Genomic DNA, 25,123 nt, shown 5'->3' on the forward strand with positions numbered 1-25,123 from the left:
CCTCACCGCCACCACCATTGCGAGGAGAAGCAGATGCCCCGAGCGCTGCTCCTGACCGGCGACGCCGCCGAGGAACTCGACACGATGTACCCCTACTACCGCGTCCAGGAGGGCGGCTGGGAGGTCGACGTCGCGTCCCGCACGCGACGTGACGTGCAACTGGTCATCCACGAGTTCGACCCGAACTCCGACGCCTACGTGGAGAAGAACGGCCGCAAGCTGCCGGTCGACGTGCCCTGGGCCGAGGTCGACGTCGAACGCTACGACGCCCTGATCATTCCCGGCGGGCGCGCCCCCGAGTGGATCCGGGTCGACGCCGACGTCAGGCGCATCACCGAGCACTTCTTCGCGCGTAACCTCCCCGTCGCCCTGGTCTGCCACGGTGCGCAGGTCCCGGCGGTCTACGGCCTGCTCAAGGGCCGCAAGACGGCGTGTTTCCCGCCCATCACCGGCGACATGGAGAACGCCGGCGCGACGGTCATCGACGCGCCCGACGTCGTCGACGGCAACCTCGTCTCCTGCCGGGGCTGGCCCGACATGCCGCAGTTCGGCCGGGCCATGATGGAACTCTTCGCGAAGTCCGTCGACGCCCCTTCGGCCTGAGCGCGCCCGGCCCGTGCCGATGACGACCACGCGGACGGTCACCGTCGACGGTTCTCCCGTCCACGTACTCGACAGCGGCACCGGGCCGGCGGTGCTGATGCTGCACGGCTCCGGACCCGGCACCACCGGGTCCGGAGCCTGGGCGGCGACGGCGCAGGCGCTGGGCCCGTCCTGGCGCGTGCTGGCCCCCGACCACGCGGGGTTCGGTCGTACCCCCGTCCCGGTGGGCTCCCGGGGTGGCCTGCGCCTGTGGACCCGGCAGGCGGCGCGCCTGATGGACGCGCTCGGCGTCGGGGACTACGCCGTGGTGGGCCACTCCATGGGCGGGGCCGTGGCGCTGGCCCTGGCGGCCGAGCACCCCGGCCGGGTCACCCGGGTGGTGGCGGTCTCGACGATGGGTGCCCCGGGGGCGCCGCTGTCGGCCGACCTCGACGCGCTCTGGGCCGCCCCCGCCGGCCCGACCGGGGCCCGGGACATGCTGAGCCGGCTCCTTCTCGACCAGGCGCTGGTGACCGATGCGGCGGTCGCCGCCCGCGCGGACGCGATGCTGGCCGGGGCCGCCGCGTACGCGTCGTTGTTCCCGCCGCCCCGGCGACGATGGGTCGACGACCTGACCCTCCCGGAGCGGACGCTGGCCGCGATCCGCGCGCCCGTGCTGCTGGTGCACGGCGCCGACGACCGGGTGACCCCGCTCGACCCGGCGACCCGGCCGCTGCTCGAGCACCTGGCCGACGTCCGGCTGCACGTGTTCGGCAGGTGCGGGCACGTGCCGGCGATCGAACATCCGCGCGAGTTCCGGCACCTGCTGGCGGGATTCCTGCGCCCGGAGCATTGGGCATGACCATGGGGGCCCGGCCCGGCCGGCATCGCGGCCGCGCCGTACCCGGTTACGGCGCGGCCGGTGCACCCGGCTCCGCCCTGACCTGCCATGATCGCCGGGTGCGCGATTGACAGTTGATCGACGTACTGCTATCAGTAAATAGACCTTACTGATTGCTGCGGTGCCCGCCCGGGCGCACGTCGCGTCCGGGCACCGACCGGCCGGCGGTCCGCCGCCCCGTCCCCGAGGAACGCCATGGTGCGCAGAAGAACAGTCGCCTACGCCGTGGGCACCCTGCTGGCCGGCATCGCGGCGGTCGGTTACGGCCTGCCGTCGGCCAGCGCCGCCACCGCCGGCCCGATCACCGGTTTGGCCGGCAAGTGCGTCGACGTGGCCGGCGCCAACCCGGCCAACGGCACCGCCGTGCAGCTCTACGACTGCAACGGCACCGCCGCCCAGACCTGGACGGTGGGCAACAGCGACAACTCGATCCGCGCGCTCGGCAAGTGCCTCGACGTGACCGCCGCGTCGACCACCAACGGCGCCAAGATCCAGCTGTACGACTGCAACGGCACCGGCGCCCAGAAGTGGACCACCGCAAGCGGTGGCGCCCTGGTCAACCCCGCCTCGGGCAAGTGCCTCGACGTGACCGACCGGAGCACCGCCAACGGCGCCCGACTGCAGATCTGGACCTGCGGCGGCACCACCAACCAGCAGTGGACCCTGCCCGGCGGCGGCACCCCCACCCCGACCGCCACCGCCCCGACCGGCACCCACCTCGACGACCCGGCGAAGAAGGACGTCGCCATGCAACTCGTCTCGGCGGCCGAGAACTCCTCGCTCGACTGGCGCGCCCAGTTCTCCTACATCGAGGACATCGGCGACGGCCGGGGCTACACCGCCGGCATCATCGGTTTCTGCTCCGGCACCGGCGACATGCTCGAACTGGTCCAGGCGTACACGAACACCAAGCCCGGCAACGTGCTGGCCGGATACCTGCCCGCGCTGCGCGCCGTCAACGGCACCGCCTCGCACGCCGGCCTCGACCCCAACTATCCCCGCGACTGGCGCACCGCCGCCAACGACCAGGTGTTCCGGGCCGCGCAGGAGTCCGAGCGGGACCGGGTCTACTTCACCCCGTCGGTGCGGGACGGGAAGAACGACGGGGTCCGGGCACTCGGCCAGTTCGCCTACTACGACGCGGCGGTCATGCACGGGTACGAGGGCATGCGCCAGATCCGCAGCCGCGCCCTGCTCCGGGCGAAGCCCCCGGCGCAGGGTGGCAACGAGCGGACCTGGCTCAGCGCGTTCCTCGACGAGCGGGTCGTCGAGATGAAGAAGGAGGAGGCCCACTCGGACACCTCCCGGGTCGACACCGCCCAGCGGGTGTTCCTCGACAACGGCAACTTCGACCTGAACACGCCACTGGTGTTCGCCGTCTACGGCGACCAGTTCCGCATCGGCTGACCCCCCACCGCCGGGGCAGCCACGCTGCCCCGGCGGCCCCGCTCAGGGCGCCCAGGGGGTCGTGACGTTCCAGGTGCTGTCCGCGGCCCACAGGACGGGTGAGTTCCACGCCTCGCCGCCCGTGCCGTTGCTCAGCCACACCTGCGAGGCGTAGTGCCGCAGGTACCTGCCACGGAAGTTGTACGACTCCAACGACACCCCGCTCCCGCTCACCCCGACCCGGGCACACCAGGTGGCGTCGTTCCTGAGCAGCGCCGAACCGTCGTTCGGGGAGTTGCGTACCCGCGACTCCTGGTGGCGCAGGAACTGCCCGGGGAAGTTGACCGACTCGAACGAGTAGCACGCCGGATCGGCCAGCCCGGCCCGGACCGTGTACGTCGCGTCGTTCCTGAGCAGCGCCGAGCTGTCCGCGTTCACCACCTCGGTGTAGGCGAGGCCGTCCCGGTGCCGCAGGAACCGGTCGGTGTACCCGGGAGTCGTCACCTGCAACGACCGGCGGGTGTTCAGCGGCAACGCCACCGGCGCCGAGCTGCCGACGGACCGCGACGCGGCGATCAGGGCCAGGTTGGCGGCCCGCACCCGGGCCTGGTCCAGCTTGACCACCTGCCGGTCGTAGGTGAGGAACCCGTTCAGCTCGCCCTCCTGGTCGGTGATCTCGGTGTAGACCGAGGCGCTCAGCCCCTTGCCGAGCATGAGGTTCTGGGTGCCCTGCACGAGGCCGACGTAGCGGTCGGTCAGCGCGGTGGAGTTCGGTTGCCACTCGTAGGCGAAGAAGCTGCCGTTCGGGCTCCATTCGTGCCCGGGCGCGTGCAGGCCGAGGCCACCGAACTCGCCGAGCACGGCGATCCGGCTGCTCGACGGCACCGGCGAGTCCGGTCCCAGGTAGACGTGCCAGTCGTCGATGTCGCCGACGCCGGGGTCGCCCGACGACTGGCAGCAGTTGTGGCCGCTGTGCGCGTTGACCAGCCGGGTCGGGTCCTGGGCCTTGACGGCCTGGGCGACCCGGCGGGTGTCGGCCAGCGCCCGTTCCCCCCACCCCTCGTTGTAGACGGTCCAGGTGACGACGGCCGGCGAGCTGCGGTGCTCGTCGACGATCTCGCGGGCCTCGGCTTCGAGCTGCGCCTGCTGCGCGTCGGTGGCGTCGACGTCCTGCGCGGTCAGCGACGGGACGTCCTGCCACACCAGCAGCCCGAGCCGGTCGGCGTGGTAGAACCAGCGCTGCGGTTCGACCTTGATGTGCTTGCGCACCATGTTGAAGCCCAGGTCCTTGTGCTTCTGCAGGTCGAACGCGAGCGCGGCGTCGGTGGGCGCGGTGTAGAGCCCGTCCGGCCAGAACCCCTGGTCGAGCGTGCCGGCCTGGAAGACGAACTGGCCGTTGAGCCTGGGCCGCAGGACGCCGTTGACGACGCCGGTGCTGATCTCCCGCATGCCGAAGTAGTGGGTGGTGCGGTCCACCTGGACGCCCGCTGCATTACGCAGGGTGATACGCAGCTGGTAGAGGAACGGGCTGTCGGGCGACCAGCGGCGGGCGTTCGGCACGGGCACCGTGAACTCGGTGAAACCGCCGGTGGCGGAGCCGACCACGGTGGTGCCGTCGAGCGCTTCGGCCAGGACGCTGTGCCCGCTGACGTCGCCCCGGGTGAGAACCCGGACGCGCAGGGTGTTGTCGGCCAGGCGCGGCGAGAGGTCGGCCCTGCTGATCGAGGCGGTCGGCACCGGTTCCAGCCACACCGTCTGCCAGATGCCCGAGCTGGGGGTGTAGAAGATCCCGCCGGGCTGCTTGGTCTGCTTGCCGATCGGCGGCAGGCTGCCGTTCTGCCGGCTGTCCGTCGGGTCCCACACCTTCACCACGATCTCGTTCGCGCCGCCCCGCAACTGGGCGGTGACGTCGAAGCTGAAGGCGTCGTAGCCGCCGGTGTGCCCACCGACCGCCACGCCGTTGACCCAGACGGTGGTCTGCCAGTCGACGGCGCCGAAGTGCAGCAGCACCCGGCGTCCGTTCCAGCTCCCGGGCACCGTCACCGTCCGGCGGTAGAACAGGTAGTTGCGGGTGTCGCCGGCGGCGCGCTGTATCCCGGACAGGGCGCTCTCCACCGGGAACGGCACGTTGATCCGCTCGGGCAGGTCGGTGCCGAACGCCGGGGCGTCGTCGGTGGCGGACTGGCGCAACTGCCACTCGCCGTTGAGGGTGAGCCAGTCCGGCCGGGTCATCTGGGGTCGCGGGTACTCCGGCAGGGGCGTGCCGTCGAGCGCCTGGGCGGTCCAGGGGGTGGTCAGCGGCGGGTTCTTGGCCGGTGCGGCGTGCGCCGGGCCGGCCGGCGCGGTGAGCAGTCCGGCGACCAGGGTGAGGACGAGCAGGAGGGGTGCGGCGAGGCGGACGGGATCGGGACGTGTCATGCCGTGTCTCCATCGGACGGGCCGCCGGGGCCGGGCTGCGCCGTGGGCGGCTGGCAGTGGGGGTGTGGGGCGACCGGTCAGGTCACATCCGGCCCGACCGGTCGGGCGCGGACGTCGGGGGATCTCCGGGGCGATCGGTGGCGGTCGTCATGAGGTGCCTGCTGGCCGCCCCACGGTATCGGACCCTGGGGGACAAAGGGACCGCATACGGACCGGGCGCAGCCCGGCGGGCGACCCTCCCGCCGGTACGATGCCGGGCATGGGGTGGGGGACCGCGACGAGCACGGCGACGGTGTCGCCGGTCGCCACTTGCCGGGTCCCGACCGCATCCTGCCTGGCCCTGGTACCGCTCCGCGCCGTCGCCGGCCGGCACCGGCCCGGCCGGGGCCGGCCGACCCGGTGAGCCCGGGCGGCACCGACGCGAGCCTGCTGGCACTGGCGGTGGGCCTCGTCGTCGCGGTCTCGCTCATCGCGGTGATCACGGTGGTCCTGCGCCGTCGTGGTGACCGCCGGGACCTGCCGGGCACCCAGGTCCGCGAGCTGGAGGCGCGGGTCGCCGCCGCCGCGTTCCCCGACGCGGACACCCGAGCGTGGGACGCGGCCACCCGGATCGCCGCCGCCCGCAGTCACGAAGCCACCGGCACTGACCGCGCCCCCGGCCCTGTCGACCCGCCGGTCGCCGGCACGCCCGCTGCGGACGCCACGTCACCCGGCGCGGAAACCCCGGGTGGTGCGTCGGCGGCCCGGCCGGTCCAGGACCCGACCGCCCCGCCGGCCCGGTGGCCGTCGACGGCCGGAGGTGACAGCGACGCGATGGCTGACGCGTTCGCCTGGCTCCGGATCGCGGCGCTCGTGGAAGCCGGCCAGCGTGAGCAGGCCGTCGAGCTGCTCGGCGCCACCATGACCATGTCGCCGGACGAGGCGGAACTGCTGGTCGACGGCCTGGACGGCGCGGGTGACCGCCACACCGAGGGTGCGCGGTGGCGCGACTGATCCATCTGAACGGCCCGCCGGGCATCGGGAAGTCCACCCTCTCGGCGCGCTACGCCGACCGCCACCCCGGCACCCTGAATCTCGACGTCGACGCGCTGCACCGTCTCGTCGGCGGATGGCGCGACGAGGAGTTCGACACCTGGCCCGTCGTGTGGTCCCTGGGGCGGGCGATGGTGACGGTCCGGTTGGCCGGCGGAGGTGACGTCGTCCTGCCGCAGTATCTCGCGACGGTCGACGAGATCGACGGTCTCGCGGCGCTCGCGCGCGGGCAGGGGGCGGATTTCCACGAGGTCGTCCTGGTCAACGAGCGGGAGACCGCGATCGAGCGGTTCCACCGTCGCGCCCGTGACTCCGACGACGAGTGGGTCCACCACCACCGTCAGTTCATCGCGCGCGCCGGCGGATCGGCCGTGCTCGGCACCATGTACGACGACCTGATGCGGGTGGTCCGCCTATACCCCGGGGCGGTGCTGGTGCCGAGCGCGGCGGGGGCGGTGCAGGCCACCTACGACCTGCTGATGGGTGCGCTGGGCCGGCCCGGCTCCGGCCGGCCGGGATCCGCGCGGGCCGGGGGTCCGTGACCCCCGGCCCGCGTCGGTCACCGCCGGTTCAGTTCGCCGCGCAGGAGACCGCCGGTACGGCGTTGGTGCCGCCCGACGAGCCCAGGAAACCGAAGGTCGTGCTGCCGCCGGCCGCGAGCGCGCCGTTGTAGCTGACGTTGCGGGCGGTCACCGTCGCGCCGCTGGTGGTCAGCGTCGCGCTCCACGCCTGCGACACCTGCTGCCCGTTGCCGAACGTCCAGGTCACCGTCCAGCCGCTGATCGCGGAGCCGCCGGCGGTGACCCGCACCTCGGCCTGGAAGCCGCCCTGCCACTGGCCGGTGACCGTGTACGTCGCCGAGCAGGAGCGCCCGCCCGGCGGCGGGGTCGTCGGCGGGGCGGTGGTCGGCGGCGGCGTGGTGGTCGGGGGAGTGGTGGTCGGCGGCGTGGTCGGGGTGGTGCCGCCGACGGCGCTCATGATGGCGTCGATGATGCCCTGCTGGGTGACCGCGCCGCTGCTGCGGTTGAACAGCCCGAACCCGTACGCGCCGTTGTAGCCGTTGTCCCAGTAGGCGGTGGCCGCGCCGTACTTCCTGGCGGTGGCGACCAGGGTGCGCGCGTAGTCCGCCCGGTACCGGTTGTTCGTCGAGTCGGCCGAGGTCTTGTCGACCGAGCCGTACTCACCGACGAACACGGGGTATCCACGCGCGACGAAGGTGTCCCGCACCTTCTTCAGTTGCCCGTCCATGAAGTCCTGCTGTCCCCAGGTGGACTTGCGTGCCGGGTTGGTGGCGGCCGGCCCCCACTGGGTGATGGTGCCGTTCTCCTCACCGGCGAAGTCCCAGGGGTCGTAGTAGTGCACGGAGATCATGAGTCGCTGCTCGTTGGCCGGCACGGACGACGAGCGGTACTGGTCGGTCGGCAGCACGAAGCCGTAGTTGCCGACGGTGTAGTCGATGTTGGTGTTCCAGCCGGGGATGAGCAGCCAGCGCGAGGCGTTGTTTCCGCCGGTCCGCCGGACCGTGTCCACGAAGATCTGGTTGTAGGCGTTGATGTTGGAGTAGCACGGCTGGGTGGGATTGCCGTACTGCCCGTCGAACTCCTCGTTCATTGATTCGAGGACGAGGCGTTCGCCGTAACTCTGGAACCTGGTCGCTATCTGCTGCCAGACTTTCTGGTACTTGTCTCTGATCGTCGTCTGGTTGGACGAGTCGCAGATCAGCCACGAACCGTTGATGGTCTTGTAGCCGTCGCCGTGTATGTTGATCAGCACGTACAGGCCGCGGCCATAGGCGTAGTCGACGATTTCCTGGATGCGGTTCAGCCAGGCGGAACTGATCGTGTAGTTCGGGGCGGCCCCGATGTTTCCCAGATAGGAGACCGGAATGCGGATCGTCTTGAACCCCGCCGCCCGCACCCGGTCGATGAACGCCTGCGTGACGACCGGGTTGCCCCAGGCCGTCTCGCTGGGGATTCCGTTGGCGTTGGCCTCCAGGGCGTTACCCAGGTTCCAGCCCGCCCCCATGTTGGCGACGAGTTGGGTGGCGTTCACTTGGGTCATGCTGTCGGCCGACGCGGAACTCGTCATCACGGCCGTCGATCCGGCCAGCGCCAGTACGCCGGAAAGTACGGCGAACTGAACCCTCCTCAGTGTGGATTTCATCAGCATCTCCCGTCTTCGGGTCAACCATCGTGCGATGGTTGTCGAAGCGTTTCGACAGTATTTCGACTGCCTGTTCCGGCAATCGATGGGCCGCCAAAGAATAGATGCACGTGCATCGATCGGCAACGGGAGTGCTGTCGCGGGCGGGTGCGGGTCGCTGCGGCCGGCTGGCGTCGGGCTGCCGGGTGGCCGGGTGGGGCGGCCACCCGTGTCGCGCCACGCCGACCTGGCTGGCCGAAGCGGTGGCGTGGACCGTGGAGGCGCCGGTTCCGTGCGCGCCGGGCGCGTGCGCCGCGTGCCGTCGGGGCGGCGGGCGGTGGTCGCGTCGACGTCGCACGGCCCGACCGCGACCGGTGCCCGTCGTGCGGGTGGCCCACCGTGCCGCAGGGGCGCTCGCGTCGGGCGTGGCCCCGCCGGCCCCGGCCGGCAGGGTGGCGTCGGGGGTGGGTGCCCGCCGTCGGGGGTCCCCGTTAACGCTATTGATCATAGTGAATTGTTGAAAGTATCTTCCGGTGGGAAGGAAGGTCTGGTCGCGACTTTCCGAAATGTGTAGAGTGAGCGCAGCGCCGCCCTGATCGACATCCCGCCGCTCGGGGCGCGGGCATCTCGGACAGGCCGGGGAGGCCCCGCCGTCGGCGGGGCGGACCCCGATGACCACGCGCCGGAAGCAGGCTGCGGTCATTGCACCAGGACGAATGATCGTCCTCGATGGCGAACGGTACCGACGTCTACAAGGGAGGGTAACCCTTCCCGACCTTCGGTGAGTTGCGGTGAGGCGGAACGGAGGAGACAGATGTCCACGGAGGACTGCTCGTTACGGACCCGGCGCGGCTTCCTGGGAATGGGGGTGGGGCTGCTCGGCGCGGCCGGCCTCGCCGCCTGCGGAGGAAGTGGACCGTCGACGCCCAGGGTGCAGGCCGAGGTCCCGCAGGAACTCATCGACGCCGCGGCGGCGTTGAAGGGCTCCTCGATGGGGATGCTGTCGCAGAAGCTGTACTCGGAGGCGGCGAACGCGGCCCTCGACAGCTCGATCAGGAAGTTCGCCGACACCACCGGCACGAAGATCGGAAACAGCCTGGTCCAGGCCGACGCCGGCGACGTCGTCGCCAAGATCGATGCCGAGGTCAAGGGCGGCGTCGCGCGTGACCTCGCGTTCATGACCGACTCGCGGTTCGTCGCCCAGTTCCAGGCGCTCGGCGACCTGGAGGACGTGACGGACGTCGTCCAGGCGTTGACGGCGAAGTACGGCGAACCCACCGCCGAATCCAAGAACTTCTGCGTCTTCGACGGCAGGTGGTTCGCCATCCCGTACCACTTCATCGGGATCGGGTCGTTCCTGCGCAAGGACTGGATGCAGGACAAGGGCATCACCCCCAAGGACAGCTACACCTGGGAGGAGCTGCGGGACCTCTGCCTGGCGATCTCCGACCCCGGCAAACGGCGGTTCGGCTGGGGCATGACCGTGAACCGGTCCGGTGACGCCAACGGCATGATCGAGGCCCTGATCAATTCCTACGGCGGGGCGATCGCCTCCAACGACGGCCGGAAGGTCACCTTCGACTCTCCCGAGACAGTCCAGGCGGTGACCTTCCTCGGCGACATCTACACCAATCCGACGTACAAGCCGATGCTGCCGCCGGGGGTCGCGGCCTGGACCGATTCCAGCAACAACGAGAACTGGCTCGCCGGCATCCTCGGCTACACCCGCAACCAGTTCAGCGTCTACGCGGACTCCAAGACCAAGAAGAACCCGGTCTACGAACGCACCCACGTCTTCCCCGACTGCACCGGCCCGGCCACCGACACCTCCCTGCTGCTGGGCCAGTCCCAGTGCTTCGTCATCTTCAAGGGCGCCAAGAACGCCGAACTCGCCAAGCTCCTGACGCAGTACCTGGTCAGCGCGCCCGCCCTCGTCGGCGTGGCCAAGGAGGCTCCGGGGCTGGCCCTGCCGGCCTGGGACCGGGTCTGGGACGCCGACTCGTTCTTCACCAGCGGCGACCCGGCGTTCCCCATCATGCGCAGGATCACCCAACAGAAACTGCCGCTGTCGACGAAGAACGGCCTGGACTTCCCGCAGAAGGCCAGCGCCGGGCAGCAGGCCGCCGTCGGCGCCTACGTGCTGACCGACATGATGCAGCAGGTCATCCAGGGCACGTCGCCCGCGCGGGCCGTGCAGGCCGCCCACGCCAAGATGGTGCAGATCTTCACCCAGCAGGGTCTGCCGCAGTGACGTCGGTCCGCCCGGCGCCGGCCCCGGCGTCAGGAGGATCCCCACGGTCGAGGCCCGGCGCGCGTCCCGCGACCCGACGACGGCTGGGACGCGACTGGCGGCTGGCAGCCCTGTTCCTGGCCCCCACGGCCGTGCTCGTCGGCGCCCTCGTGCTCGTCCCGATCGGCTGGGCGGTCGTCACCAGCACCACCGAGCGGCACGGCCAGCACAGCGTGTTCGTCGGTCTGGCCAACTACCTCGCCCTGACCGACGACGAGCAGTTCCACACCGGCGTGGTGAACTCGTTCGTCTTCACCGCGTACGCCGAGGTGTTCAAGGCGGTGCTGGGCCTGTCCGCGGCCCTGCTGCTGCACCACCGACGCCGGGGACGGGCGGTGCTGGCCGGCCTGCTCCTGCTGCCGTGGGTGGTGCCGACGGTCGTCACCGCGTTCAGTTGGCGCTCGCTGCTCGACCCGATCTTCGGCAGCGTCAACCTGCTGCTCACCGAGTCGGGGATCGGGCCGCTGCTGGTCGACGCGCACCTGGTCGACAGTTGGCCGGCGGGCTGGCTGTCCGAGGCGTCCCTGGCCATGCCGTCGGTGATCATGGTCAACGTGTGGAAGGGGGTGCCGTTCTTCACCGTCGCCTTCCTCGCCGGGCTGAAGGCCATCCCCACCGACCTGTACGAGGCGGCGACCGTCGACGGGGCGTCGGCGTGGCGGCGGTTCGTCCACGTGACGCTGCCCGGACTGCGCCACGTCATCACCGTCACGGTCACCCTGTCGTCGATCTGGACGTTCAACAACTTCGACCTCATCTGGTTGCTGACCCAGGGCGGCCCCGGCGACGCGACCGCACCGTACGTGCTGGTCGCGTACTCCAAGGCGATCCTCCAACTCCAGTACGGCGCGGGAGCGGCGGTCACGCTCGTCATGCTGCCGGTCATCGGCGTGCTGGTGTACGTGCTGGTCCGGCTGCTGCGGCGGGACGCCGACACCGCGCCGACCCGACCCGCCGGGCCGGTGCGCCGGGCCCTGCCGTGGGCCGCCGCCGTGCTGGTCACCGGCGCGCTGGCCTGGGCGTCACCGCAGATCCTCTGGAAGGCGGCGCTGGTCCTCGGGGTGATCCTGCTGGTCGCGGCGGCGGTCGGCCGGGTCCTGTCGGCGTTGCAGTCGTGGGGACGGCGCAGGACGTCCGCCCTGGTGTCGGGCCTGGCCTCCGGCGTCGCCCTGGCCGCGCTGCTCGTCTTCGTCCTGGCCCCGCTGTACTGGATCGTCGTCACGGCCTTCAAGTCCGACGGCCAGATCGTCCTGCACGAGCGCGACCTGTGGCCGACACCGTGGACGCTGCAACAGTTCACCGACCTGTTCACCACCAAACCGTTCGGCCGCTGGTACCTCAACACGGTGCTGGTGTCCACGGCGTCCACCGTGGTGGCGCTGGTCTGCGCCGCGCTGGCCGGCTACGCGCTGGCCCGGCTGCGGTTCCGCGGTGCACAGGGCTTCACCGTCACGGTCCTGGTCACCTACGTGATGCCCGGCGCGCTGCTGTTCATCCCGCTGTACCAACTGCTCATCGGGGTCCGGCTCACCGACTCGTTGTGGTCGCTGGTCGTGACGTACCCGACCTTCACGCTGCCGTTCGCCACCTGGCTGCTGGCGGGATACTTCGCGTCGATCCCCATCGAGTTGGAGGAGGCCGCGCTGGTCGACGGCTGCACCCGGCTGCAGGCGTTCGGCCGGGTGGTGCTGCCCCTGGCCAAGCCGGGACTGCTGGCGGTCGCCCTGTTCACCCTGACCAACGCCTGGAACGAGTTCCTCTTCGCCTTCGTGTTCATCACCAAGGACGAGTACAAGACCCTCCCCGTGGGCATGCAGTCGATGATCACCGGAGACGTCGTACCGCAGGGACAACTCGCCGCCGCGTCACTGCTGGTCAGCATCCCCGTGGTGATCATGTACGCCTTCGGGCAGCGGTTCCTCACCGAGGGGCTCACCGCCGGAGCGGTCAAGGGCTGACCGCCACCACCGCCGACCACCCGGTGGGCCGGCACGGCGTCCAGCGGGTCTGTCGGCATGTTGACACCATCGCCATCCCGGCGGCCGGCACCCGTCGTGACCTGGGCCGACGCCCTGCGGCCCCGCCGTCGCGACCGCGCGGGCCCTGGCGTGGGCGTGGGACAGTTCTGGTCGTTCGGCCGGGCCACCCGGCGACGACCGCTGACCGCACCGTTCATCAGAATCTGGGGAATCAGAGCATGAGTGCCGACTCGGACTGGAGCGACTTCCTGACCACCGACACGCCGATCGGGGACACCACCCTGACCGAGGCGGTGGCGGCGCTGCCGGAACCGTCGGCGTCCATCGTGGAGAGCGAGATCAGCGGCGCGGTCAGTGACCAGGGCTGGTCGAACTGGCACGCGGACAGCGGTGACGACTGGGCTGAATCCGCGCAGGACTGGGCCGACTACGCCGTGGAGAACGCGGCGGCCGGCAACGTCGAGGTCGCCGAGAGCGCCATGGCGCGGGCGGCCGACCACGCGAGCATCGCGGAGAACAACTACACGGTCTCCGACGAGTACTCCGACGCCGTCGCCGACCACGTGGAGACCGCCGCCGCCGAGGTCGACTGGGCCGCCAGCGGCACCGACACCAGCACCTCGTACGACCCGACCTCCTACGACGCGAGCACGTCCTACGACGCGAGCACGTCCTACGACGCCAGCACCTCGTACGACACCTCGTACGACGCCGGGGGGTACGACGCGGCGTCCAGCTTCGACACCAGCATCTCCTACGACGCAGCGGAATGAGCTGGGCTGACCCCGGCGGACCCGGTGCCGTGCCGCCGGCCGTCGCGGCCGGGCTGGAGCCCGGCCGGCTGGCGGCCGGCGTCCACCGTCGGCTCGGCGCACCGCCGAGCGTGGCCCGCCAGCACCTGCTGCGCAGCATCCGCGATCTCGCCTTCGACCTGAAGGTCGAGCAGCTCAGCCTCCTGGAGGCGGTACGCGGCTCCCGCCTCGGCGGGGTCACCCTCTCGCCGACGCAGGTGCCGGTGCTGCTGCGGGTCACCCTGGAGGCCGACGGCCCCGGGGTGCGGGTCGGCGTGCTGCTGGTCGACCGCTGGCCGGGCAGGCTGGGGCGGAACTGGGGTGTGACCTCGGTGTACGTCGGCCTCTTCGAGTCGGTGCTGAGCACCTTCGACGCCGTGCTCGGCCGGCTCGACCCGACCGCCGCAGCCGCGTTCGGCCCGTGGTGGCGGCAGACAGGCCCGGGTGACGTGGCGGTGATGCAGCACGCCGCCGGCCTGGCCAACCGGGCGCAGGCGGCGCTCTCCCGGCACGCGGGACGGCTGCTCGACGGCGACGGGCCGGCGCAACGGCAGGCGGTGGTCACCCGTACCGGCGGCGCGACCTTCACGTTCGAGACGGCCGACACCGTCGCCGAGGTCCCCGCCGAGCTGGCCGACGGCATGTTGATGGTCGGCACGCTGATCGTCAGCCGGCCGGGTGGCATGCCGCCGAAGCTGGTCGGGCAGGTGCAGTCGCTGGTGTTCCGGGTCGAGGAACGCCTCGCGGCGGGCGGGACGGACCGGATCACCGTCGATCCGGCGGACGTGCCGGCGGTGACCTTCCTGCACCAGCAGGCGCGGCTGCGCGGGCTGCTGCCGGTACGGACCCTGCGTACCTGCACCACCTGCCGGCTGGAGAAGGTCGCCAACCCGGAGATGGAACGCATGCAGGAGCGCACCCGGCGGACCCGGGACCTGGCCAGCAGCATCAGCGGCCTCGTCACGCCCTACGTGCTCGCCGGCCGGCTGGTGCAGCTCAACAACAAGGGCCCCGCGTTCGCCTGCCCCCGCTGCCAGGGGATGGACGCCGACGAGACGGTGGTGACCTACTGCCAGAAGTGCGGGGACCGCCGTGCCGAGACGGCGCTGCGCACCTGCCCGAAGTGCCAGTTCGACTTCCGCAGCCTGATCGGCGCGGAACCGGTCTGGCGGCCCCGGGCCGCCGTGGCGCTCCCGGGACCGCAGCCCGACGGCCCCCTGCCACCGGCACCACGGCCCGCGACCCCGTCGGCGTCCGCGCCCGGTGTTCCGGGCCGGTCCGGTGCGGCCCGGCCCGTGGTCGGCGTGGCGGCTGCGCCCCCGCCGGGCGGCGGCCAGTCGGTGGCCGGCACCCCGGTTGCACCCACCGCCGGGGCACACCCTCCGGGTCCGTCCGCCGCGCCACCGGCCCCGGTACGCCCGCCCACCGGGCAACCCCCACCCGGCTACCGACCCGACCCGGAGGCCGAACAGTGGCCCCGGCCACCGGGCTTCCCGCCCTGAGCCGGGCGCGCCCCCTGGCGTCCACCGTGTGCCCCGGCCCCCAGGGCACACGGTGCGGCGGTGGCCGAGGACCTCGGAGCGCGGGTGGGGTGGGTTGACCTGTTGCGGTCAGGGTCGCAGCAGGTCGGCTGTCACCGCCGGTGCCGCCGGTCGGGCTCATCGGCGGGGCCGGCCCCGAGGCCGGCCGCGATCCGGTCCGGCATTGGATAGACGTGTTCGACGGGCAGCCGCGCCGTCGCGGCCTGCTCGTCACCCCGGCGCAGCAGGTCCCGGATCTGCTCGACGGTGGCGGTGACGTCCTCGACCGCGACGGTCCAGTCGTCGACGTACCGGTCGACCGCCTCGCCGGACAGTCCGACCTGCAGGGAGCGGTACGGCAACGCGGCCAGCCGCAGCGAACGCTCCGGGTCCCACTGCACCCGGACCGGACTGGTCCGCAACTGCCGTGACCAGTTCTCCCGGTCACCGTGCAGGTCACGGTCGTAGTGACTCAGGCAGGCCCGGGCCAGCGCCCACTCGAACCCCGCCCGCGTGATCTCGATGGACAGCACGCGCTCCTGGCCGGGCTTCGTCGCCCAGCCGCAGCGGTACATCATCCACCGGAACGACGGCTTGATCCACGTCATCCGCTCCCGCTTGAAGGGGGGCACGAAACGGCCGGCGGCCACCGCCGGCACCGCGATGTCGGGTGGGTACGCCTGGTACACGGTGACGGTCGTGGCCGTGTGGCGGGCACGGATCTGGCGTACGGGAACGGACACCCGCCGATCCTCGACGACCAGGACCCGACCGGTCCACCGGATTCCGCGCCCGTCGACCCCGTGTGGACGAGGGCCCGTGTTGCCCGCGCGGTGTTCACTGCAGGCAGGTGTCTGTCGACGTAGGAGGGTGGGCATGCGGCGATGGTGGCGAGCCAGGCGGGCGGGTATGCGGCAGTGGTGGCGGGCGCTGAAGCCCGCTGAGCAGGTGGGATGGCTCGGCCTGGTTGTCACACTGGTCACGGGTGTCATCGCGGCGGTGCCGGCGTACCTCACCGTCACCAAGGAGACACCGGCGGCGTCCGAATCTGCGGCAGGCGTCACCACACCGCCGGAACCGACGGCAGGTCCACCCGGGACGCCGGAGCCGACCGACCCGCCGAGCCCACCGGCCACCCCGACGGCATCGACGACACCGGGCAGCCCACCTCCCACCCGGACACCGCCGCCCACGGTCGTTCCGACCGTGACCAGGACGCCGACGCCCACGGTCGTTCCGACCGTGACCAGGACGCCGACGGTGCGGTTCGCGATCACCGTCGCGACGGTGGTGCCGAACTGCCTGGACGTCTTCGGCACGGGGGACGAGCCGCCGGCCGGCCGAACCGCCGTGCTGTTCGTCCGCCCGGCCGGTGCGAGCTACTTCTACGAGAAACCGCTGCACTTCCCCACCCCGCACAGCTGGCAGGCCAGGCGGGTCGTCGTCGGCGACCAGACGTCGCCGGGACGGCGCTTCGAACTGCACGTCTTCCTCGTCAGCGACGCGTTCGCCAAGGATCTCGCGAAGTACGACGGAGCGCCCCACTCCGTCGCCGAGGTGCCGGGCGAGCCGCTCACCTCGGCGGCGGTGACGCGCACCGACGAGATCGGCAACTGCTGACCCGGCCCGGGAGTGCACAACGGTGAGGCAGCCCCGCCGGCCCGGGTGGCGTCACCGTCCCCGACGGCCGTCGTCCGGTCGGCGGCTGCGCGTCAGGAGGTAGCCGGCGTAGGCGGCCAACGCCACGGCCGCCACCATCGCCGACGGACCGACCAGCGCGCGGGCGCTCGCGCGGGAACCCATCGCGACCCCCGAGGAACGGTCGGCCAGCAACGACCAGCGGGACCGCCACGCCAGAGCAGACCCGACCGAGAGCGCCGACCCGATGGACAGCACCGATCCGGCGGAGCCGACGCTGCCGACGGAGGCGATCGAGCCGACGCTGCCGATGGACAGCACCGAGCCCCGCGACCCGATCGACAACACCGAGTCGGTGGACCACAACGACAGCCGCGACGATCCGGTGGAGGTCATGGGCGCATTGTGCCGCACTCCGGTCGTTTCCGAGGGCCGATCGGACCCGCGTCGGCCGGCACCCGGACGGACCGCGCTGCTAGGGGGCCGTCCAGAGCAGCAGCCCGAGGCCGTACGGGCCGAGGAAGATCAACCAGAACCAGTACCACCGGGTGCCCAGGACCGGCGTCGGGCCGGTGACCACGACGACGAGGGCGACGGCGGCGAGGAGGACGCCGGTTCCGCCGAGGACGGACACCGATGCGTTGAGATGGCGGTCAGATCCTCGGGCGGCCCGACCCGACACGCCTTCCGGCTCGCACGAGCGCGGTCGCCACCGGTGGTGCCCGGCCGGGCTGGGCCGGGCACCACCGGTGGCGACTATCCGACCGGGCGGACGTCGGCGCCGGCCGGGAACGGCCTGGCCGCCGGCGCAGTCCCACTCCGGCTCCGGGGGCGGCCGGGGCCCGCCCCCGTCGGGGTCACGGGGTGAACTCGCCGACGACGGTGTAGAGACCGGGGTCGGCCTGGGCGAGCGCGGCCGTCCGCCGGGCGTACCCGGCAGCCTCGGGGTCGGCCTGGGTGGCCCTGACGTCGTCGGCGCTGCGCCACCGGGCGACGTTGACGACGCGGGTCCGGTCGAGGCTGGCGAGCAGGGTGACCGAGACGAGACCGGGCCGCCGGGCCACCACCTTCTCGGTGCCCTCGACCAGCAGGTCGATCAGCTCCTGCTGCCGGGACGGGTCGACGTCGATGACGTTGACGAACGTGACGGGGTCGGACATCGTCTTCTCCTTCGTTCGGGCTCCGTGCGGGTGGTGCCGCCACGGCGGGCCGCACCCGACGCCGCGTGGAGCTGCCGGTGAGCGGACGGGACCCGCCCGCTCTGTGAGGTAGACGACGCGGGACGGCGAACTGTCAGGCGGTCCCCGTCGTGCCGGGCGTGATCCGATAGCGGTGGGCGGCGCGCGACGGTCGACGCGTCGGCCCGGGGGAGGGAGCAGAGGTGCCGCCTCACGCCGTGCCGGGCCACCCGGGGACGCCGGACCCGGTGACCCGCGAGCGTGGTGTGCTCCTGGGGCTCAGCTACCGCCTGCTCGGTTCGCTCGCCGACGCCGAGGACGCCGTGCAGGAGACCTACCTGCGCTGGCACCGGCTCAGCGACGGGGAACGCGACGCCGTCGTCAACCCCCGCGCCTGGCTGATCAGGACCGCCAGCCGCATCGGGCTCGACATGCTCACGACGGCGCGGGCCCGCCGGGAGCGGTACGTCGGCGAGTGGCTCCCGGAACCCCTCCCGGTGACCGGCTGGAGCAGCCGGGAAACCTCGACGGTGGTCGACCCCGCCGACCGGGTGAGCCTGGACGACTCCGTGTCGATGGCCCTGCTGGTGGTGCTGGAGGCGATGACCCCGGCCGAGCGGGTCGCCTTCGTGCTGCACGACGTGTTCCGGTTCACCTACCCCGAGATCGCCGGGATCGTCGGCCGTACCCCGGCCGCGTGCCGGCAGCTCGCCTCGTCGGCCCGGCGTCGGGTCCGAGAGCAGCGCCGTACGCCGGTGCGTCCGGCCGAGCACGCGGCGACCGTACGGGCGTTCCGGTCCGCCTGGCAGACCGGCGACCTCGCCGCCCTGGTCGACGTGCTCGATCCGGACGCCACCGCGATCACCGACGGTGGCGGCCTCGTCTCGGCTTCCGTCGTACCGCTGCACGGGCCGCAGGCCATCGCCGGTTTCCTACTGGGCGTGCGGGACCGGCAACCCGACCTGCTCGTCGACGAGGCGTCCGTGAACGGCGAACCGGGCCTGGTCGCCACCGACCGGCACGGCCGTACCCTCGCCGTGCTCGCGTTCGCCGCGACCGGCAGTGGCCGGATCGGGCACCTGTGGGTGGTCCGCAACCCCGGCAAGCTCGCCCGGTGGCGACACGTTCCCACAGGTCGCGGCCGCTGAGCGGTGCCCCCGGGGTCGGCACGGGGGCGATCCCACCGCCGGGGTGTCCCGACCGTCACCCGCGCCGACGGGGACGGCGGCCGGTCGTTCGGCCGGCCGGCCGGCGTGAGGGTCTGCCGTCAGGCCGGCTCGGGCACGCCTCCCGGATCGCCGTCGTCGGGCATCGGCTCGACCGGGGCCTCCGGCAGCTCGCCGGGCGTGTCGGGGAGAAGCTCGCCGACGTCGTCCGGCACCGGCTCGCGGGGGTCGAGGGGTGGGTACACGTCCGGGTCGAGGTCAGGATTTGTCATCGGGCAATTATCCGGCACGACGGTCGGTCGCGCCTGTCGGCGGGGCCGTGCCGGCGTCGTCGCGGTCCGCCCGGCGGCGGGTCGGCGCGGGCGGGTGCCCGGCGGCCCGGGGTGGTCCCGGGCCACCGGGCAGGGGATCAGGCGTCCTCGTCGCCACCCCCGTCCTCGTCGTCGAAGATCTCGTCGGCGATCATGCCGCCGGCGAAGCCGAGAGCCGCGCCACCGACCACACCGGCGGCGACCGCACCCATGCCGGGACCGTCGTGATCGTGGTGCCCCTCCTGGTGGTGACCGCCGGGATGCCCGTACCCCGCGTGCCCGTGTCCGGGCTGTCCGTAAGCAGGCTGCCCGTAGGCGGGTGCGCCGTAGCCCGGCGGCGGGGGTGGCGGCGGGTAGCCGGGCGTCCCGTGGGCCGGGGCGTAGCCGGAGCCGGCGTGGGGGGCCTGCCGGCCGTCGACCGCCTGCCGGAGCCAGCCGTCGACCTGCGCGGTCCAGTCGCCGTGCGCGTCGCCGTGGGCGACGTGGTGCCTGCCGTACGAGTCGTGTCCGCCGGTGAACAGGCCACCGTGCTTGTCCAACTCCAGTACGACGTCCACGCCGTGCTCGTTGGCGACGAAGGTCAGCTCGACCTCGTTGACGGCATGGGCGTACTGCGGTGCCGCGTAGTACTCGATCTCCTGGTAGAACGGCAGCGTCTGGTGCAGCCCCGAGAGGTGGCCCCGTTCGAGGTCGGCCGCCTTCACCGTGAAGCCGAGTCGGCCGAACGCCTCCAGGACGCGCTCCTGGGCGGGCAGCGGGTGCACGTACACCGGGTCGAGGTCGCCCTTGTCGACCGCACCCCGGACGGCAACCTCGGTACGCAGACCCATCGTCAGGCCGGGCAGGTGCTGCCCGTTCAGCTCGGTCACCGGCGTCTCCCACGGCACCGCCACCTGGAACGGCAGGCTGAGCTGCTGCCCTCGCGCAGGAACAGGCCACCGGCGACCGGCACCCGGTGGAACTCCACGAGCGCGTCGTACTCCTCCTCCGCGCCCTCCATCTCGACCCGGGTGACCAGACCGACGGTGATCTGGTCGATCTCCACGTCGTGGCTGCCGCCGGTCAGGTTCACCTGGCCGGCGAGCGTCAGCCCCGGCCGGGTGCTCGGATTGGACAGGACCGCATCGACGCTGGGGCCGCCCACCCCGAACGCACCCAGCATCTTCTTGAACACCACGAACCTCTTCCTCGACGGCCGTCGGGCGCGCGGTGACCACGGACCAGACGCGATGTGCACGAAACCGTTGTCCAACAAAGACTCCACCGGAACCCACTGTGTAAGCCGACGGGCCGGCAAGCTACCAACGCAACCTGGACGGTGGCTGAGTGGACCGGGCCCGTGGCCGCCACGGTCCGTCGCCCCGCGTGGGGCCGTCGCCTCCGCGTGGGGCCGTCGCCTCCGCGTGGGGCCGCCGTCCGCTCCCGACCCGATCCGGGCGCGCTGCGGCCGATGTCTGTACCGTGTGGACACACGGGTGGCGGCTCAGCGCCATGACCCCGGATCGTGATCGCGGTGCGGTGCGGGAGTGGAAAATATCCGACTATAGTGGCGGCGGTCACGTCACGGTGGCGGTGGGAAGGGTGGCGATGGAACGGCCGGAGTGGGCGCCAGCGGATGTCGATCTCAGCCGGCCGAGCGTGGCGCGAGCCTACGACTACTGGCTCGGCGGCTCGCACAACTTCGAGGTCGACCGGGAGTTCGCCCGCCAGGCACTGGCCGCGGTGCCCGATCTCCGCCTGGTCGCGCGGGCGAACCGGGAGTTCCTGCACCGCGCGGTGCGGTTCATGCTCGACCAGGGCGTCCGGCAGTTCCTCGACATCGGGTCCGGCATCCCCACCGTCGGCAACGTGCACGAGATCGCCCAGCAGGTCGACCCGGACGCCCGGGTGGTCTACGTGGACATCGACCCGGTGGCGGTGACGCACAGCACGCACATCCTCGCCGGCCAGCCCAACGCGGTCGCCCTGCTCGAAGACCTGCGCCACCCGGAGGCCATCCTCGACCATCCGGAGACCCGCCGGCTGCTCGATCTCGACCGGCCCGTCGGCCTGCTGCTCGTCTCGGTGGTGCACGCGGTCCCCGACCACGACGACCCGTACGGTCTGATCAAGCGACTGTGGACGGCCCTGGCCCCCGGCAGTTGCGTGGCGATCAGCCACGTCACCACCGACAGCCGACCGGACGAGATGGGCGAGGGCACCCGGCTCAGCGGCCGGACCAACACGCCCGTCACCGCTCGCACCCGTGCCCAGGTGGAGGACTTCTTCGCCGGCCTGGAGCTGGTGGAGCCCGGCGTGGTGTGGTCACCGCTGTGGCGTCCCGAGTCGCCGGCCGAGGTCGGCGAGCACCCGGAGCGGATGAGCTTCTACGTCGGAGTCGGACGCCGCAGGTGAGCGATCGGCCCGACGCCGACGGAATCGACGACCGGCACCGGCCCGGCGTCGAGGGGTTCGTCACGGCGTGGGCCACCGCCCTGCACCGGGCCCACTACGTGCCGATCACCGCCGGGCAGCGGCACCGGATCGTCAGCGCGCTGGCCGCCCGGCTGGTCACCGCCGTCCTCGCCGACCCGGTCCGGCCCGGCGACGGCCAGCGGATCGGCGCCGATCTGGTGGCGGCCGGCTTCGGCTCGCCGGAGGCGCTCGGCGGGACGATCGCGGTCATCGGCGCGCGGCTGCCCGCCGCGCTGGGCGTCGCCGCCGACCCCAGCCGCGTCGCCCGGCTCAACGGCCTGCTGGCCGAGCTCGCGGCGGGCTTCGCGTCCGCCGCGCACGACCGTAGCCTGCGGGAGCAGGACACCGTCCGGCTGGCCGCGCTGGCCGCCCGCACCCATGCCGAGGAGGCGTTGCGGGTCAGCGAGGCCCGGTTCCGCCGCTTCGCCACCCACGACCAGCTGACCGGCCTGCCCAATCTGACCCGGTTCACCGAGGAACTGGGACGCCTCTGTTCCGCCGCCGTGCCGGTCGACCGGGTCGGGGTCTGCTGCCTCGACGTCGACGACTTCGCCGCGGTCAACGACGTCCTCGGGCACCAGGTGGGTGACCTCCTGCTCCGCGAGATCGCCCACCGCCTCGCCGCCCTCACCGACCCGCGGATCGACCTGGTGGCCCGGCTGGACAGCGACCGGTTCGCGATCCTGGTCCGCGACACCACCTGCGCCGAGGACGCCATCAAGATCGCCGACCGGGCCCTGGCTACGCTCGCCGCCCCGTTCCACGTCAACGACACCGAAGTGCCCCTGACGGCGAGCGCGGGTGTCGCCGAGGGCAGCGTCGCCGACGACGGCGCAAGCCTGCTGCGGGACAGCGAGATCGCGCTGCACTGGGCCAAGGCCGACGGGAAGGCCACCCTGCGCCGCTTCGACCAGGACCGCAGCGCCGCCGACGCGGCCCGCTACCGACTGTCGGCGGCCATGCCCGCGGCGCTGCACCGTGGTGAGTTCATCGCCGCCTACCAACCCATCGCCGCGCTGCACTCCGGGCGGCTGGCCGGCGTGGAGGCCCTGGCCCGCTGGCGGCACCCCCAGCTCGGCCTGCTGACCGCCGCCCGGTTCATCGACCTCGCCGAGCACACCGGCCTCGTGGTGGCGCTCGGCCGCCACCTGCTGGAGCAGGCGTGCCGGCAGGCCAGCCGGTGGCAGCGGATCCAACCCGGGCTGTACGTCAGCGTGAACGTGTCGGTACGCCAGCTCCGCCGCAACGGCCTGGCCGGGGAGGTGGCGCAGATCCTCGACCGGACGGGCCTGCCACCCCACCTGCTCCAGCTGGAGGTCACCGAACAGACCGTGATCGACCTGACCGGCGTGGTGACGGAGTCCCTGGAGGCGCTGATGGCCCTCGGTGTCCGGGTCGTCATCGACGACTTCGGCATCGGCTACGCGAACCTGGCCAACCTCCGTTCCCTCCCGCTGCACGGACTCAAGCTCGACGCCAGCCTGACCCGCCCGTCGGCGCAGCCGGTCCGGCGGCCGGGGGCCCGCCGTCCCGCCACGGACGACGACTTCCTGCGTACCGTCGTGTCCCTCGGGCACCGGCTCGGCCTGGTGGTGACCGCCGAGGGCATCGAGACCGCCCAGCAGGCCCACCGGCTGGCCGCGACCGGCTGTGACAACGGGCAGGGCTGGCACTTCGGCCGTCCGGTGCCGCCCGAGGAGATCACCGCCAGCATTCTCGCGCAGCGCGACCTCGACACGGTGTCCCGGGACACCGCCCTGCCGGCGTTCCCGGCCCCGCAGCGCTGACCTGCGGCGGCGTGGCAGGCGGCCCGCCGACCCACCCGGGCGGGTGCGTCAGGATGGGGGGAGCCCGACCCGGCAGCAATGTGACGCCGGTCACTCCGATTGGGGACCCGATCCGGTGCGGCCGTCGTCTTACCAGGTGTGAGGACAGACATGGAAGCAGACGACGAGGGTGAACTCGTACGCCGCGTCGCCCGTGGCGACCGCCAGGCGTTCGACGAGCTCTACCGGCGTACTGCCCCGTGGTTGGAGGTGCGCCTGCGGCGCCGCTGCGCCGACCCGGACGTGGTGGCCGAGGTGCTCCAGGACACCTACCTGGCGGTCTGGCGGGCAGCGGGCAGCTTCGCCGGCACCCGGGCACGCACCGGCGGTGAGGCGCAGGGCAGCGCCGTGGGCTGGCTGTGGACCATCGCCGCCCACCGGCTGGTCGACGCGTTCCGCCGCCGCGCCCGCCGCAGCCAGGTGCCGCAGGTGGAGCTGATGCCGGCCACCGCCCCCGCCGCCGAGGACGAGGTGATGTCCGCCCGGATCGGCCAGGAACTGGAGCAGGCCCTGCTCACCCTGCCACCCGGGGTCCGGGCCGCCCTGCGGGCCACGGTCCTCGACGGGCTCTCGGCGCGCGAGGCGTCGGTGCTGCTCGGCGTACCGGAAAACACGGTGAAGTCCCGCGTCCGCCGGGCCCGGGTCGCGCTACGGGAGGCATTGTCATGACCACCCACCCCAACCTGACCCAGATCGACCGCTATGCCACCGGCGACCCCGGTCTCGACGAGGCCAGCGTCTGGGCGATCGAGGTCCACCTCGAAGACTGCGCCGACTGCCGCGCCCGCCTGGCCGGCAGCACCACGGCGGAGAGCCGGGCCGTGATCGACATGGTCGCCACGGCCCTGGACCGGGAGTTGGCGGCCACCCCGGCCCCGGCCCGCCGCAGCCGGCCCTGGTCGGTGGCCCGGCACCGCTGGTTCGTCGGCACCCTGCTGCCCTGGCTGGTCATGACGGTGACGGTGCTCGGCTGCGCCGCGCTGCTCGGCGCGCTGTGGGTCGGCCTCCCCTCCGTGGTGCTGCTGATCGCGCCCCTGGCACCGCTGCCCGGCGTGGCGGTCGCCTGGCACCGTCGGGCCGACCCGGCCTGGGAGTTGATCGCCGCGACGCCCGCCGCCGGCCTGACGATGCTGCTGCGACGCACGGCCGCGGTGCTGGCGTTCGTCATCCCCGCGCTCGCCGTGGTCGGTGCCGGGACCGGGGCGTCGATGGCGCTGCTGCTGCTGCCCTGCCTGGCGTTCACCGCCGCCACCCTGCTGTTGGGTACCCTTGTCGGCGTACGCCGCGCCGCGCTCGGCCTCATGACGGCCTGGACGCTCGCGGTGATCGCCCCCAGCCTGCTCGCCGCCCGGATGCCGGTGGTGCTGTCCGCGGACAGCGCCCGCACGTGGGCGCTCGTCACGGCCGCCCTGACCGTCGTCGCCCTGCTCCGGGTCGACGGTTTCCGGCGGCTGTCCCACCGCGACTGATCCCCCCTGACCTGACTGACCCCCACCCCTGACCTGACGC

The 25,123-nt window shown here is 72.5% G+C and carries 22 protein-coding genes and 1 pseudogene; 15 read left to right on the forward strand and 8 right to left on the reverse strand.

Going from position 1 to position 25,123, the window contains the following annotated elements; translation table 11 throughout:
• Window positions 1-33: 33 nt before the first annotated feature.
• The 3 genes from ACN268_RS02195 (at window position 34) to ACN268_RS02205 (ending at window position 2,890) form a co-directional block, all read left to right on the forward strand.
• Window positions 34-603 (forward strand): DJ-1/PfpI family protein, encoded by a 570-nt coding sequence (locus ACN268_RS02195; RefSeq protein ID WP_421481462.1) that lies wholly within the window; start codon window positions 34-36, stop codon window positions 601-603.
• Window positions 604-622: 19 nt separating this feature from the next.
• The gene (locus tag ACN268_RS02200) at window positions 623-1,444 is read left to right on the forward strand and encodes an alpha/beta fold hydrolase (RefSeq protein WP_421481463.1); all 822 of its coding nucleotides are present in this window, start codon (window positions 623-625) and stop codon (window positions 1,442-1,444) included.
• 234 nt (window positions 1,445-1,678) lie between these two features.
• Window positions 1,679-2,890 (forward strand): chitosanase, encoded by a 1,212-nt coding sequence (locus tag ACN268_RS02205; protein WP_421481464.1) that lies wholly within the window; start codon window positions 1,679-1,681, stop codon window positions 2,888-2,890.
• A 42-nt stretch (window positions 2,891-2,932) separates the two neighbouring features.
• On the opposite strand, the gene ACN268_RS02210 is transcribed toward ACN268_RS02205, so the two are convergent.
• Window positions 2,933-5,287: an AbfB domain-containing protein gene (locus ACN268_RS02210; protein ID WP_421481465.1), complete on the reverse strand. Its 2,355-nt coding sequence runs from the start codon at window positions 5,285-5,287 to the stop codon at window positions 2,933-2,935.
• A gap of 399 nt (window positions 5,288-5,686) precedes the next feature.
• On the opposite strand from ACN268_RS02210, the gene ACN268_RS02215 reads away from it, so the two are divergent.
• Both ACN268_RS02215 and ACN268_RS02220 read left to right on the forward strand, forming a co-directional pair.
• On the forward strand, window positions 5,687-6,280 hold the full coding sequence (locus ACN268_RS02215; RefSeq protein WP_421481466.1) for a hypothetical protein: 594 nt from the start codon (window positions 5,687-5,689) through the stop codon (window positions 6,278-6,280).
• Complete coding sequence (locus ACN268_RS02220) at window positions 6,268-6,861, forward strand: AAA family ATPase (RefSeq protein WP_421481467.1); 594 nt, start codon at window positions 6,268-6,270, stop codon at window positions 6,859-6,861. Before ACN268_RS02215 ends, ACN268_RS02220 begins: the two co-directional genes overlap by 13 nt.
• Before the next feature lie 28 nt (window positions 6,862-6,889).
• Here ACN268_RS02220 and ACN268_RS02225 read toward each other — a convergent pair whose 3' ends face one another.
• Window positions 6,890-8,482, reverse strand: coding sequence for a cellulase family glycosylhydrolase (locus ACN268_RS02225; RefSeq protein WP_421481468.1), 1,593 nt, complete (start codon window positions 8,480-8,482; stop codon window positions 6,890-6,892).
• 793 nt (window positions 8,483-9,275) lie between these two features.
• On the opposite strand from ACN268_RS02225, the gene ACN268_RS02230 reads away from it, so the two are divergent.
• The 4 genes from ACN268_RS02230 to ACN268_RS02245 all read left to right on the forward strand — a co-directional run bounded on the left by ACN268_RS02230 (window position 9,276) and on the right by ACN268_RS02245 (window position 15,023).
• Window positions 9,276-10,712 (forward strand): extracellular solute-binding protein, encoded by a 1,437-nt coding sequence (locus ACN268_RS02230; protein ID WP_421481469.1) that lies wholly within the window; start codon window positions 9,276-9,278, stop codon window positions 10,710-10,712.
• A 149-nt stretch (window positions 10,713-10,861) separates the two neighbouring features.
• Window positions 10,862-12,709: an ABC transporter permease subunit gene (locus tag ACN268_RS02235; RefSeq protein ID WP_421481470.1), complete on the forward strand. Its 1,848-nt coding sequence runs from the start codon at window positions 10,862-10,864 to the stop codon at window positions 12,707-12,709.
• Window positions 12,710-12,948: 239 nt separating this feature from the next.
• On the forward strand, window positions 12,949-13,503 hold the full coding sequence (locus ACN268_RS02240; protein ID WP_421481471.1) for a hypothetical protein: 555 nt from the start codon (window positions 12,949-12,951) through the stop codon (window positions 13,501-13,503).
• Window positions 13,500-15,023 carry a hypothetical protein gene (locus tag ACN268_RS02245; protein ID WP_421481472.1) on the forward strand — a complete coding sequence of 508 codons (1,524 nt, stop codon included), beginning with the start codon at window positions 13,500-13,502 and terminating at the stop codon, window positions 15,021-15,023. The genes ACN268_RS02240 and ACN268_RS02245 overlap by 4 nt, the downstream gene beginning before the upstream one ends.
• Window positions 15,024-15,154: 131 nt before the next feature.
• On the opposite strand, the gene ACN268_RS02250 is transcribed toward ACN268_RS02245, so the two are convergent.
• Window positions 15,155-15,784 carry a DUF4291 domain-containing protein gene (locus tag ACN268_RS02250; protein ID WP_421481473.1) on the reverse strand — a complete coding sequence of 210 codons (630 nt, stop codon included), beginning with the start codon at window positions 15,782-15,784 and terminating at the stop codon, window positions 15,155-15,157.
• Window positions 15,785-16,283: 499 nt separating this feature from the next.
• Here ACN268_RS02250 and ACN268_RS02255 point away from each other — a divergent pair, with 499 nt between their 5' ends.
• Entirely contained in the window at window positions 16,284-16,661 is a 378-nt protein-coding gene (locus ACN268_RS02255; protein ID WP_421481474.1) for a hypothetical protein, read from the forward strand.
• A gap of 51 nt (window positions 16,662-16,712) precedes the next feature.
• Here the strand turns inward: ACN268_RS02255 and ACN268_RS02260 are convergent, their stop codons facing one another.
• The 3 genes from ACN268_RS02260 to ACN268_RS02270 all read right to left on the reverse strand — a co-directional run bounded on the left by ACN268_RS02260 (window position 16,713) and on the right by ACN268_RS02270 (window position 17,839).
• Entirely contained in the window at window positions 16,713-17,075 is a 363-nt protein-coding gene (locus ACN268_RS02260) for a hypothetical protein (RefSeq protein ID WP_421481475.1), read from the reverse strand.
• A 79-nt stretch (window positions 17,076-17,154) separates the two neighbouring features.
• Window positions 17,155-17,313 carry a hypothetical protein gene (locus tag ACN268_RS02265; protein ID WP_421481476.1) on the reverse strand — a complete coding sequence of 53 codons (159 nt, stop codon included), beginning with the start codon at window positions 17,311-17,313 and terminating at the stop codon, window positions 17,155-17,157.
• Window positions 17,314-17,536: 223 nt separating this feature from the next.
• Window positions 17,537-17,839, reverse strand: a complete 303-nt coding sequence (locus ACN268_RS02270; RefSeq protein ID WP_421481477.1) for an antibiotic biosynthesis monooxygenase — start codon at window positions 17,837-17,839, stop codon at window positions 17,537-17,539.
• Window positions 17,840-18,060: 221 nt separating this feature from the next.
• Between ACN268_RS02270 and sigJ the strand changes: the two genes are divergently transcribed.
• Entirely contained in the window at window positions 18,061-19,005 is a 945-nt protein-coding gene (sigJ, locus tag ACN268_RS02275; protein ID WP_421481478.1) for an RNA polymerase sigma factor SigJ, read from the forward strand.
• A gap of 119 nt (window positions 19,006-19,124) precedes the next feature.
• Here sigJ and ACN268_RS02280 read toward each other — a convergent pair whose 3' ends face one another.
• Entirely contained in the window at window positions 19,125-19,295 is a 171-nt protein-coding gene (locus ACN268_RS02280) for a hypothetical protein (protein ID WP_168222526.1), read from the reverse strand.
• A 137-nt stretch (window positions 19,296-19,432) separates the two neighbouring features.
• Window positions 19,433-20,511, reverse strand: a pseudogene (locus ACN268_RS02285) (sporulation protein).
• A 410-nt stretch (window positions 20,512-20,921) separates the two neighbouring features.
• Here ACN268_RS02285 and ACN268_RS02290 point away from each other — a divergent pair.
• The 4 genes from ACN268_RS02290 to ACN268_RS02305 all read left to right on the forward strand — a co-directional run bounded on the left by ACN268_RS02290 (window position 20,922) and on the right by ACN268_RS02305 (window position 25,083).
• The gene (locus ACN268_RS02290) at window positions 20,922-21,728 is read left to right on the forward strand and encodes an SAM-dependent methyltransferase (RefSeq protein ID WP_421486791.1); all 807 of its coding nucleotides are present in this window, start codon (window positions 20,922-20,924) and stop codon (window positions 21,726-21,728) included.
• Entirely contained in the window at window positions 21,725-23,575 is a 1,851-nt protein-coding gene (locus tag ACN268_RS02295; RefSeq protein ID WP_421481479.1) for a putative bifunctional diguanylate cyclase/phosphodiesterase, read from the forward strand. Before ACN268_RS02290 ends, ACN268_RS02295 begins: the two co-directional genes overlap by 4 nt.
• A gap of 150 nt (window positions 23,576-23,725) precedes the next feature.
• The gene (locus ACN268_RS02300; protein WP_421481480.1) at window positions 23,726-24,283 is read left to right on the forward strand and encodes an RNA polymerase sigma factor; all 558 of its coding nucleotides are present in this window, start codon (window positions 23,726-23,728) and stop codon (window positions 24,281-24,283) included.
• Complete coding sequence (locus tag ACN268_RS02305) at window positions 24,280-25,083, forward strand: hypothetical protein (protein ID WP_421481481.1); 804 nt, start codon at window positions 24,280-24,282, stop codon at window positions 25,081-25,083. Before ACN268_RS02300 ends, ACN268_RS02305 begins: the two co-directional genes overlap by 4 nt.
• The last annotated feature ends 40 nt before the right edge of the window (window positions 25,084-25,123 follow it).

It is taken from the genome of Micromonospora sp. WMMD735 (assembly GCF_049178995.1).
Taxonomy (GTDB): domain Bacteria; phylum Actinomycetota; class Actinomycetes; order Mycobacteriales; family Micromonosporaceae; genus Micromonospora; species Micromonospora wenchangensis.

Coding starts and splice junctions, on each gene's coding strand:
- ACN268_RS02195 (WP_421481462.1), top strand. CDS start 34: ATGCCCCGAGCGCTGCTCCTGACCGGCGACGCCGCCGAGGAACTCGAC.
- ACN268_RS02200 (WP_421481463.1), top strand. CDS start 623: ATGACGACCACGCGGACGGTCACCGTCGACGGTTCTCCCGTCCACGTA.
- ACN268_RS02205 (WP_421481464.1), top strand. CDS start 1,679: ATGGTGCGCAGAAGAACAGTCGCCTACGCCGTGGGCACCCTGCTGGCC.
- ACN268_RS02210 (WP_421481465.1), bottom strand. CDS start 5,287: ATGACACGTCCCGATCCCGTCCGCCTCGCCGCACCCCTCCTGCTCGTC.
- ACN268_RS02225 (WP_421481468.1), bottom strand. CDS start 8,482: ATGAAATCCACACTGAGGAGGGTTCAGTTCGCCGTACTTTCCGGCGTA.
- ACN268_RS02230 (WP_421481469.1), top strand. CDS start 9,276: ATGTCCACGGAGGACTGCTCGTTACGGACCCGGCGCGGCTTCCTGGGA.
- ACN268_RS02240 (WP_421481471.1), top strand. CDS start 12,949: ATGAGTGCCGACTCGGACTGGAGCGACTTCCTGACCACCGACACGCCG.
- ACN268_RS02245 (WP_421481472.1), top strand. CDS start 13,500: ATGAGCTGGGCTGACCCCGGCGGACCCGGTGCCGTGCCGCCGGCCGTC.
- ACN268_RS02260 (WP_421481475.1), bottom strand. CDS start 17,075: ATGACCTCCACCGGATCGTCGCGGCTGTCGTTGTGGTCCACCGACTCG.
- ACN268_RS02270 (WP_421481477.1), bottom strand. CDS start 17,839: ATGTCCGACCCCGTCACGTTCGTCAACGTCATCGACGTCGACCCGTCC.
- ACN268_RS02280 (WP_168222526.1), bottom strand. CDS start 19,295: ATGACAAATCCTGACCTCGACCCGGACGTGTACCCACCCCTCGACCCC.
- ACN268_RS02290 (WP_421486791.1), top strand. CDS start 20,922: ATGGAACGGCCGGAGTGGGCGCCAGCGGATGTCGATCTCAGCCGGCCG.
- ACN268_RS02300 (WP_421481480.1), top strand. CDS start 23,726: ATGGAAGCAGACGACGAGGGTGAACTCGTACGCCGCGTCGCCCGTGGC.
- ACN268_RS02305 (WP_421481481.1), top strand. CDS start 24,280: ATGACCACCCACCCCAACCTGACCCAGATCGACCGCTATGCCACCGGC.